Consider the following 10615-nt stretch of genomic DNA (forward strand, 5'->3'; position numbering starts at 1 on the left):
CGACGCACCGCGGGGTCGCGCACGCGTGCGGCCACGACGTGCACACGGCCGCGGTGCTCGGTGCAGGGCTCGCGCTCGCGGAGCTCGCGGCGTCGGGCGACCTGGCGACGGGCGTGCGGCTGGTGTTCCAGCCCGCCGAGGAGGTGCAGCCGGGCGGCGCGATCGACGTGATCAACGCGGGCGGGCTCGACGGCGTCGCGCAGATCTTCGGCATCCACTGCGACCCGAAGGTCGACGTCGGCCAGGTCGGGACGCGCATCGGCCCGATCACGTCGGCGAGCGACGAGGTCACCGTGGTGCTCACCGGCTCCGGCGGCCACACGTCGCGCCCGCACCTCACGGGTGACCTCGTGTTCGGGCTGGGGCAGGTCATCACGCAGGTCCCCGCGATCCTCGGCCGCCGGCTGGACCCGCGCTCGGGCGTCAACCTCACGTGGGGCGAGGTGCACGCGGGGACGGCCCACAACGCGATCCCGGCGTCCGGGACGGTGCGCGGCACGCTGCGCTGCCTCGACGTCCGCGCGTGGGAGAAGGCGTCGGACGTGTTCCACCACGCGGTCGAGCAGGTCGTCGCGCCGCTCGGGCTCGAGGCGGAGGTCCGCCACCACCGCGGCGTCCCGCCGGTCGAGAACGAGGAGCGCTCGACCGGCGTGCTCGAGGCCGCCGCGCGCGACGTGCTGGGCCCGGACGCGGTGCTCCTCACCGAGCAGTCGCTCGGCGGCGAGGACTTCGCCTGGTACCTGACGAAGGTGCCGGGCGCGATGGCGCGGCTCGGCACGCGCACGCCGGGCGGCCGGACGTACGACATCCACCAGGGCGACCTCCGCGTCGACGAGCGCGCGGTCGAGGCCGGCGCGCTGCTGCTGGCCAGGGCGGCGCTGCTCGCGGGGCGGCCCTGACGCCGCAGGTCGTCGGACGGGCGTCCGATGTCCGGGTCGCCCGTCTCTCCTGTCGAGACGCCTCGTCCGTCACCTGGGCGGACATTCCAACTAGGTAACGGATCCTCGGCGGATACCGCCTGGTAACAAGCGGGACACGTGACGCTCACTACTGTCCGAAGCATCGACGCCGGGCGCGACCGTCCCGGCGACGGCCCACCTGCCGTCCGGCGGTCGGCTGACGAGACCAGGAGAATCGCGTGAAGAAGATCATCCGTGTGGCTGCGCTCGGCGGCGCCGTCGCCCTCGCCCTCGCGGCCTGTGGCAGCGCACCCGAGGACACGAACGAGACCGCCGGCGGCGACGAGACGTCGGCGACCGTCGACTTCACCGCCTGCATGGTGTCCGACGAGGGCGGCTTCGACGACGCCTCGTTCAACGAGTCCGGCTTCAAGGGTCTCGAGCAGGCCAAGGACGAGCTCGGCATCGAGGTCAAGACCGCCGAGTCGACCGACCCGGGCCAGTACACGACCAACGTCGACTCGATGGTCCAGCAGGGCTGCAACCTCATCATCGGCGTCGGCTTCGCGCTCGAGGACGCCATCCAGGCCGGCGCCGAGGCGAACACCGACATCGAGTTCGCGCTCGTCGACTCCGCGTTCTCCGACGCGGACTTCAACCCGGTGACGCTCGACAACGCCAAGCCGCTGCTGTTCAACACGCAGGAGGCCGCGTACCTCGCCGGCTACCTCGCCGCGGGCGTCTCGCAGACCCACAAGGTCGCGACCTTCGGCGGTCAGCCGTTCCCGTCGGTCACCATCTTCATGGACGGCTTCGCCGACGGCGCCGCCGCCTACGCAGAGGAGACCGGCACCGCGACGACCGTCGTCGGCTGGGACAAGGCCGCGCAGAACGGCTCGATGATCGGCAACTTCTCCGACACCGAGGCCGGCCGCACGACGACCGAGCAGTTCATCAACGACGGCGCGGACGTCATCCTCCCCGTCGCCGGCCCGGTCGGCTCCGGCGCGCTCAACGCGGCGAGCCAGGCCGAGGGCACCGCGGTCATCTGGGTCGACTCGGACGGCTACCTGCAGCCCGCGAACGAGCAGTACAAGGGCCTCATCCTCACCTCCGTCATGAAGCAGATCCAGACGGCCGTGTTCGAGACCATCAAGTCCGCGGTCGACGGTGACTTCTCGTCCGACCCGTACGTCGGCACGCTCGCCAACGGCGGCGTCGACATCGCGCCGTACCACGACTGGGAGTCCAAGGTCCCGGCCGAGCTCGCGTCGAAGATCGACGAGCTGCGTCAGCAGATCATCGACGGCGACCTCGTCGTCGACTCGCCGTCGGCCAACAAGGTCTCCTGACCTGACCACAGCCTGACCACGCACCGGTGGCCTGGGGCGACGCGCCCCGGGCCACCGGTGCGTCGGCGGCGCGGTGGTTCTACTGTCGGCTCACGAGGACGTGGGGAAAGGCGGGCACGAGGTGAGGCTCGAGCTGCAGGGCATCAAGAAGCGCTTCGGGTCGCTCGTGGCGAACGACAACATCAACCTGACGTTCGCACCGGGTGAGATCCACGCGCTGCTCGGCGAGAACGGCGCCGGCAAGTCCACGATGATGAACGTCCTCTACGGGCTGTACCAGCCCGACGGCGGGCAGATCGTCGTCGACGGCGCGCCGCGCACGTTCTCCGGACCGGGCGACGCCATGGCCGCGGGCATCGGCATGGTGCACCAGCACTTCATGCTCATCCCGGTGTTCACGGTCGCCGAGAACGTCGTCCTCGGGCACGAGCCCGTCGTCGGCGGCACGCTCATCGACCTCGCCGAGGCGCGGCGCCGGGTCAAGGAGATCTCCGACCGGTTCGGCTTCGACGTCGACCCCGACGCGCTCGTCGAGGACCTCCCCGTCGGGGTCCAGCAGCGCGTCGAGATCATCAAGGCCCTCTCGCGCGACGCGCAGGTGCTGATCCTCGACGAGCCGACCGCGGTGCTGACCCCGCAGGAGACCGACGAGCTGATCGGGATCATGCGGCAGCTCAAGGAGGCCGGCACCTCCATCGTCTTCATCACGCACAAGCTGCGCGAGGTCCGCGCCGTCGCGGACACCATCAGCGTCATCCGGCGCGGCAAGGTCGTCGGCACCGCGAGCCCCACGTCGACCGAGGTCTAGCTCGCCTCCCTCATGGTCGGCCGTTCGGTCACGCTGGCCGTCGACAAGGCCACGGCCGAGCCCGGCGAGCCCACGTTCCAGGTGCGCGACCTCACGGTCCTCGACGTGCACGGCAACGCGGTCGTCGACGGCGTGTCGTTCGACGTGCACCGCGGGGAGATCCTCGCGATCGCGGGCGTGCAGGGCAACGGCCAGACCGAGCTCACCGAGACGATCCTCGGCCTCGCCGCCCCGACCGCGGGGCAGCTGCTGCTCGACGGCGTCGACCTGGCGGGCCGTCAGGTCCACGAGGTCATCGCCGCGGGCGTCGGGTTCGTGCCCGAGGACCGCAGCACCGACGGCCTCATCTCGTCGTTCTCCATCGCGGAGAACCTCATCCTCGACATGCACCGGTCCGAGCCGTTCGCGCGGGCCGGGTCGCTGAGCCCCGTGCGGGTCGCCGAGAACGCCGCGCACCGCGTCGAGGAGTTCGACATCCGCGTGCGGTCCGTGCAGGACCCCGTGAGCACGCTGTCGGGCGGCAACCAGCAGAAGGTCGTCCTCGCGCGCGAGATGTCGCGCCCGCTGCGGCTGTTCGTCGCGTCGCAGCCGACGCGCGGCCTCGACGTCGGGTCGATCGAGTTCGTGCACAAGCGGATCGTCGCCGAGCGCGACAACGGCACCCCGGTCGTCATCGTCTCGACCGAGCTCGACGAGGTGCTCGCGCTCGCCGACCGCATCGCCGTCATGTACCGCGGGAAGGTCATCGGCATCGTCGAGGGCGGCCACACCGCCGACCGCGACGTGCTCGGCCTCATGATGGCGGGCGTGCCGCTCGAGCAGGCGCGCGAGCAGGCGGCCGGCCACCACACCGCGCTGTCCGAGGCCGACGCGGTCGCGGAGGCGGAGGACGCCACGCCCGACCCGGACGCCCCCGCGGCGCCCACGACGCACGAGGAGGGGCAGGCGTGAGCGCCACCGTCCAGGACGCGCCCGCACCGGCGCCCGCGCCCGAGCAGAAGCCCGAGCAGCAGCGTCCGAGCTACCTCCAGCAGGTGCTCGACTCGACCACGACGACCGTGGTCGTCGCGATCCTCATCGCGCTCGGCGTCGCCGCCGTGCTCGTCGTCGCCGCCGACGCGGCGTCGCAGCAGGCCCTCGGCTACGTGTTCGCCCGCCCGCAGGACTTCTTCTCGGCCGCGTGGGACGCGATCTACGGCACGTACTCCGCGCTGTTCCGCGGCGCGATCTTCGACTACCAGGCGACGGGCGCCCGCCAGATCCGGCCCATCACGGAGACGATGGTCTCGTCGGTGCCGCTGATCCTCGCGGGTCTCGGTCTGGGCATCGGCTTCCGGTCGGGCCTGTTCAACATCGGCGCCCAGGGCCAGGTGCTCGTCGGCGCGGCCGCGGCCGCCTACCTCGGGTTCTCGCTCGACCTGCCGGTCGTCGTGCACGTCGTCGTCGCGAGCCTCGGGGCGGTCGTCGCCGGTGCGATCTGGGCCGGCATCGCGGGCTTCCTCAAGGCCCGGACGGGGGCCAGCGAGGTCATCGTCACGATCATGCTCAACTCGATCGCGCTCTACCTCGTCTCCTACCTGCTGACGACGTCCATCCTGCGTCAGCCCGGCTCGACGCGGCCCATCACGGCGCCGGTCGGCGAGAACGCGGTCATGCCCCTGCTGCTCGGCCCGCAGTTCCGCCTGCACGCCGGGTTCCTGCTCGCGCTGCTCGCCGCGGTCGGCGTCTGGTGGCTCATGGAGCGCTCGACGATCGGCTTCCGGTTCCGCGCGGTCGGCGCCAACCAGGACGCGGCGCGCACCGCGGGCATCAAGGTGCAGCGCGTGTTCGTGCTCGTCATGCTCGTCGCCGGTGGCCTCGCGGGTCTCGGCGGGGCGATGCAGATCCTCGGCACGGACAAGACGTTCCAGGCGGGCTCGGCGGGGTCGATCGGCTTCGACGCGATCACCGTCGCGCTGCTCGGCCGCTCGCGCCCGCTCGGCACCGTGCTGGCCGCGCTGCTGTTCGGCGCGCTGCGTGCGGGCTCGCCGCTCATGCAGACCGCGGCCGGCACCCCGATCGACCTGGTGCTCGTCATCCAGGCCGTCATCGTCCTCCTCATCGCGGCGCCGCCGCTGGTCCGCGAGCTGTCGGTCATCCACTGGGCCGCCACGCTCTTCGGCTACGACAGGAAGAAGGCCGCGGCGTGAGCACCATGACCGCTCCCGACAAGCCGGAGTCGCTCGCGCCCGAGCCGGCGCGCACCGTGCAGGCGAAGGTCCGCTGGCGCGGGCCCGTCGTCGCGATCGTCCTGTCGGTCCTCAGCCTCGTGCTGTTCGGCCTGCTCACGAGCGCGGACGCGGAGACGACGTTCCGCATCGCCACGGGCGGCGACGCGATCAAGCTCGACGACATCGTCGTGCCGTCGCGGCTCACGGCGTCGCTGCTCTCGGCCGGTGCGCTCGTCCTCGCCGTCCTCGCGCTGCTGCGGGCCCGGGCCCGTCGCGCGGTCCCGGCCTGGATGTGGGTCGGCATCGGCGTGCTGATCTTCTTCGCGCTGCTCGTGTGGGTCATGGCCGGCAACGACAACGCGCTGCCGCTGACCCTCCTGCTGACGAACGCGCTCGGGCTGTCCGTGCCGCTGGTGTTCGGCGCCCTCGCGGGCCTCCTGTGCGAGCGCTCGGGCGTCATCAACATCGCGATCGAGGGGCAGCTGCTCGCGGGCGCGTTCCTCGCGGTCGTCGTCGCGTCGGTCACGGGCAACGCGTACGCGGGCCTGATCGCCGCGCCGATCGCGGGCGCGCTCGTCGGCGCGTGCCTCGCGCTGTTCGCCGTCCGGTACTGGGTCGACCAGATCATCGTCGGCGTCGTGCTCAACGTGCTCGTCATCGGCCTGACGAACTACCTGTTCTCGACGGTCCTCACCGCGAACCCGCAGACGCTCAACTCGCCGCCGCGCATGCCGACGATCGCGATCCCGCTGCTGTCGGACATCCCGATCCTCGGCCCGGTGCTCTTCATCCACCCGCTGACCGTGTACCTCATGTACATCGCGGTCGCGCTGCTCCAGGTGCTCGTGTTCCGGTCCCGCTGGGGCCTGCGCATGCGCGCCGTCGGCGAGCACCCCAAGGCCGCCGACACCGTCGGCATCAAGGTCAACCTCACGCGCGTGCGCTCGACGATCCTCGGGTCGGCGGTCGCGGGCCTCGGCGGTGCCGCGCTCGTCTCCGCGGGCCTCGCGTTCACCAAGGAGCTCACGTCCGGCAAGGGGTACATCGCGCTCGCCGCGATGATCCTGGGCCGCTGGAGCCCGACCGGGGCGCTCGCCGCGTCCCTGTTCTTCGGCCTCGCGGACGCCCTGCGCCGCGTGCTCAACAACCTCGGGTCGCCGATCCCGAGCGACATCCTCGCGATGCTGCCCTACCTGGCCACGATCTTCGCCGTCGCCGGGCTCGTGGGACGCGTGCGGCCGCCGGCCGCGGAGGGTGTCCCGTACAAGAAGTGAGGCGGGCACCCGCCCGCCGGATGGAGAACCGCATGAGCACCCCCGCGCCCGAGATCGACTGGGACGCGCTGCGCGCCGCCGCGACGGAGGCGATGCACCGGGCCTACGTGCCCTACTCGAAGTTCCCGGTGGGCGTCGCGGCGCTCGTCGACGACGGCCGTGTCGTCGTCGGGTGCAACGTCGAGAACGCGTCGTACGGCCTCACGCTCTGCGCCGAGTGCGCGCTCGTCTCCGGGCTGCACGTCTCCGGCGGGGGACGGCTCGTCGCCTTCACGTGCGTCGACGGGCACGGGAACGTCCTCATGCCGTGCGGGCGCTGCCGGCAGCTGCTGTGGGAGCACGGCGGGGCGCGCCTGCTGGTCGAGACGGTGTCCGGCATCAAGCCGATGACCGAGGTGCTGCCGGACGCGTTCGGTCCGGACGACCTGGAAGCGCGGGCGTGACGTCCGCGGAACGCAACGCAGGAGAGGCCCGCACATGAGCACCACCGAGGCGTTCGACGCCGTCGACGTCATCGTCGCCAAGCGCGACGGACGGAGGCTGACCGACGCGCAGATCGACTGGGTCGTCGACGCGTACACGCGCGGCGTCGTCGCGGACGAGCAGATGTCGTCGCTCGCCATGGCGATCCTGCTCAACGGCATGGACCGTGCGGAGATCGCGCGCTGGACGGCCGCGATGATCGCGAGCGGCGAGCGGCTCGACTTCTCGTCGCTGTCGCGCCCGACCTCCGACAAGCACTCGACGGGCGGCGTGGGCGACAAGATCACGCTGCCGCTCGCCCCGCTGGTCGCGGTGTTCGACGTCGCGGTCCCGCAGCTGTCGGGCCGCGGACTCGGCCACACGGGCGGCACGCTCGACAAGCTCGAGTCGATCCCCGGCTGGCGCGCGGCGCTGTCCAACGAGGAGACGATGCAGCAGCTCGAGGACGTCGGCGCGGTGATCTGCCAGGCCGGCTCGGGCCTCGCGCCCGCCGACCGCAAGCTCTACGCGCTGCGCGACGTCACCGGCACCGTCGAGGCGATCCCGCTCATCGCGTCGTCGATCATGAGCAAGAAGATCGCCGAGGGCACGGGCTCGCTGGTCCTCGACGTCAAGGTCGGGTCGGGCGCGTTCATGAAGGACGAGACCCGCGCGCGCGAGCTCGCGCAGACCATGGTCGGGCTCGGCACGGACGCGGGCGTCACGACCGTCGCGCTGCTCACCGACATGTCGACGCCGCTGGGCCTCACCGCGGGCAACGCGCTCGAGGTCCGCGAGTCGCTCGAGGTCCTGGCGGGCGGCGGCCCGGCCGACGTCGTCGAGCTCACGATCGCGCTCGCGCGCGAGATGCTCGACGCCGCGGGACGCCCCGACGCCGACCCCGCCGCGGCCCTGGCCGACGGGCGCGCGATGGACGTCTGGCGCCGCATGATCCAGGCGCAGGGTGGCGACGCCGACGCACCGCTGCCCGTCGCACGCGAGACCGAGCAGGTCGTCGCCGAGACCGACGGGATCGTCACGACCGTCGACGCGTACGCCGTCGGGATCGCCGCGTGGCGGCTCGGCGCCGGTCGCGCCCGCAAGGAGGACCCGGTGCAGGCGGGCGCCGGCGTCGAGCTGCACGTGCGCCCCGGCGACGAGGTGCGCGCCGGGCAGCCGCTGCTCACGCTGCACACCGACACCCCCGAGCGGTTCGGCCGCGCGCGCGAGGCGCTCGACGGCGGGCTCGTCGTCGCTCCCGCGGGGACGCGCGTCGAGCCGCGCCCGCTCGTGATCGACCGCGTCACGGCCTGACCTCGGGTCGCCCCCGTCGACCGCATGGCGACGGGGGCGGCACCGGAGCACGATGGGGACGACCGCCGAGCGTGAGGGAGGACCGATGAGCACCGTCCCGGGCGACGACACGTGGCGTGACGCGGGCCTGGAGCCCGTGGCTCCGGAGACGCCGCTGCGGCTGACCGACGACGCGACCGACGACGCACCCGACCCCGAGGAGTACCAGCCCGGGTTCCCCCGGGCGGACCGCGACGGCCGGGCGGACGAGGCCGACGTGGTCGAGCAGGACACCGAGGTGCCGGCCGGCGACGACGAGCCGGGCGTCGCGGGGTGAGCGGCTGTCCCGGGCGTCGCCCCCGGCGGCGACGGCCTGACCTGGCACGTCGCGCGCGCGCCGGTACGGTGACCTCATGACGTCCCCCGACGCGCGCACCGCCGACGACGACGCGACGGCGACGCTCGTCGCCCTCGTCCCCGGGCTGCCGAAGATCCTGCTGCACGACCACCTCGACGGCGGGCTGCGGCCCGCGACGATCGTCGAGCTGGCCGCCGAGGCGGGCCACGAGCTGCCGACGACCGACCCCGAGGCGCTCGGGCGCTGGTTCGTCGAGTCGGCCGACTCAGGCAGCCTCGAGCGGTACCTCGAGACGTTCGAGCACACCGTCGCCGTCATGCAGACCGTCGACGGGCTGCGGCGCGTCGCGCGCGAGGCGGCGCTCGACCTGGCCGCGGACGGCGTCGTGTACGCCGAGTCCCGGTACGCGCCCGAGCAGCACCAGCGCGCCGGGCTGACCCTCGAGCAGGTCGTCGACGCGGTCCAGCAGGGCTTCGCCGAGGGGGTCGCCGAGGCGGCCGCGCAGGGCCGGACCATCCGCGTCGGCACGATCCTGTCGGCGATGCGCCAGGCCGACCGCGCGGACGAGGTCGCGGCGCTCGCGATCGCCCGCAGCGGCGACGGCGTCGTCGGCTTCGACATCGCCGGGCCCGAGGAGGGCTTCCCGCCGTCGCAGCACGCGTCCGCGTTCCGCGCGCTCGCCGAGGCGCACGTCCCCGCGACCGTGCACGCGGGGGAGGGGTCGGGTCTCGAGTCGGTGTCGCAGGCGCTGCACGTCGCACAGGCGTGCCGCCTCGGGCACGGCGCGCGCCTCGTCGAGGACATCACGACCGACGACCTCGGCGACCGGCTCGGACCGCTCGCGCAGTGGGTGCGCGACCGCCGCGTGCCGCTCGAGCTCTGCCCGTCGTCGAACCTCCAGACCGGCATCGCCGCGACGGTCGCCGAGCACCCCGTGACGCGCCTCAAGCGCCTCGGCTTCAAGGTGACCGTCAACACCGACAACCGTCTGCAGTCCGGCACCACGCTGTCCCGCGAGCTCACGCTGCTCGTGCAGGAGGCCGGCTGGACGCTCGACGACCTCCAGGACGTGGCCGTGACCGCGGCCGCCTACGCGTTCGCCCACCACGACGACCGCGACGCACTCATCGACACCGTGATCCGGCCGGCCTACGCGGCTGCCCGGGGAGGAAGGCACCGCGCATGACCACCACGCACGACGCCGCCGGGCTGGCCCGGCTCGTCGACCACACGCTCCTCAAGCCGGAGGCGACCGTCGCCGACGTGCAGGCCCTGGTCGAGGAGGCCGCCCGGCTCGGGGTGTACTCGATCTGCATCTCGCCGTCGTTCCTGCCGGTCGACACCTCCGCGGCGCCCGGGCTGCACGTCGCGACCGTGTGCGGGTTCCCGTCGGGCAAGCACCACAGCGACGTCAAGGCTGCCGAGGCCGCACGCTCGGTGCGGGACGGCGCCGACGAGGTCGACATGGTGATCGACGTGGGCGCGGCGCGCGAGGGTCGGTACGACGCCGTCGAGGCCGACATCGCGGCGGTCCGTGCCGCGACGCCCGGCGACGTCGTGCTCAAGGTCATCATCGAGTCCGCCGCGCTGACCGACGACCAGATCGTCGCCGTGTGCCAGGCCGCCGAGCGGGCCGGCGCCGACTTCGTGAAGACGTCGACGGGCTTCCACCCGGCGGGCGGCGCGACCGTGCACGCGGTGGCCCTCATGGCGCAGACCGTCGGCGGGCGCCTCGGCGTCAAGGCGTCGGGCGGCATCCGCACGGCCGCCGACGCCGTCGCGATGGTCGACGCGGGCGCCACGCGCCTGGGCCTGTCCGGCACCGCCGCGGTGGGCGACCGTCTCGGCCATGCGGCGGCCGGCGACGGCCGTCATGTTGGCGACGACGACGGGGATGGTGGTGCCGGTGCCGTCGACGGGCGTGAGGTCGACGTCGAAGCGGGAGGTGACCTCGGAACG

Annotated in this window: 9 protein-coding genes and 1 pseudogene; all 10 read left to right on the forward strand. The window is 73.0% G+C overall.

The window, feature by feature from the left end:
* The coding region (locus HGA02_RS03630; protein WP_168677674.1) for an amidohydrolase at positions 1-899 on the forward strand (899 nt) is incomplete at its 5' end.
* 239 nt (positions 900-1138) lie between these two features.
* Complete coding sequence (locus HGA02_RS03635) at positions 1139-2251, forward strand: BMP family ABC transporter substrate-binding protein (RefSeq protein ID WP_168677676.1); 1113 nt, start codon at positions 1139-1141, stop codon at positions 2249-2251.
* A 121-nt stretch (positions 2252-2372) separates the two neighbouring features.
* Positions 2373-4010: pseudogene (locus HGA02_RS03640) on the forward strand (ABC transporter ATP-binding protein).
* Entirely contained in the window at positions 4007-5248 is a 1242-nt protein-coding gene (locus HGA02_RS03645) for an ABC transporter permease subunit (RefSeq protein WP_168677678.1), read from the forward strand. Before HGA02_RS03640 ends, HGA02_RS03645 begins: the two are co-directional and overlap by 4 nt.
* Positions 5249-5253: 5 nt before the next feature.
* Positions 5254-6543, forward strand: coding sequence for an ABC transporter permease (locus HGA02_RS03650; protein ID WP_168677690.1), 1290 nt, complete (start codon positions 5254-5256; stop codon positions 6541-6543).
* Between the two features lie 32 nt (positions 6544-6575).
* The gene (locus tag HGA02_RS03655) at positions 6576-6986 is read left to right on the forward strand and encodes a cytidine deaminase (RefSeq protein WP_168677680.1); all 411 of its coding nucleotides are present in this window, start codon (positions 6576-6578) and stop codon (positions 6984-6986) included.
* Positions 6987-7020: 34 nt separating this feature from the next.
* A complete protein-coding gene (locus HGA02_RS03660) occupies positions 7021-8319 on the forward strand; it encodes a thymidine phosphorylase (protein WP_168677682.1) in 1299 nt (432 codons plus the stop codon).
* A gap of 85 nt (positions 8320-8404) precedes the next feature.
* The gene (locus HGA02_RS03665; protein WP_168677684.1) at positions 8405-8635 is read left to right on the forward strand and encodes a hypothetical protein; all 231 of its coding nucleotides are present in this window, start codon (positions 8405-8407) and stop codon (positions 8633-8635) included.
* Between the two features lie 76 nt (positions 8636-8711).
* The gene (locus HGA02_RS03670; RefSeq protein WP_168677686.1) at positions 8712-9842 is read left to right on the forward strand and encodes an adenosine deaminase; all 1131 of its coding nucleotides are present in this window, start codon (positions 8712-8714) and stop codon (positions 9840-9842) included.
* A partial coding sequence (deoC, locus tag HGA02_RS03675) for a deoxyribose-phosphate aldolase (RefSeq protein WP_168677688.1) occupies positions 9839-10615 on the forward strand: 777 nt, incomplete at its 3' end. The genes HGA02_RS03670 and deoC, both read left to right, overlap by 4 nt.

Origin of the sequence: Cellulomonas septica, from assembly GCF_012396155.1 — a bacterium.
Classification (GTDB): domain Bacteria; phylum Actinomycetota; class Actinomycetes; order Actinomycetales; family Cellulomonadaceae; genus Cellulomonas; species Cellulomonas septica.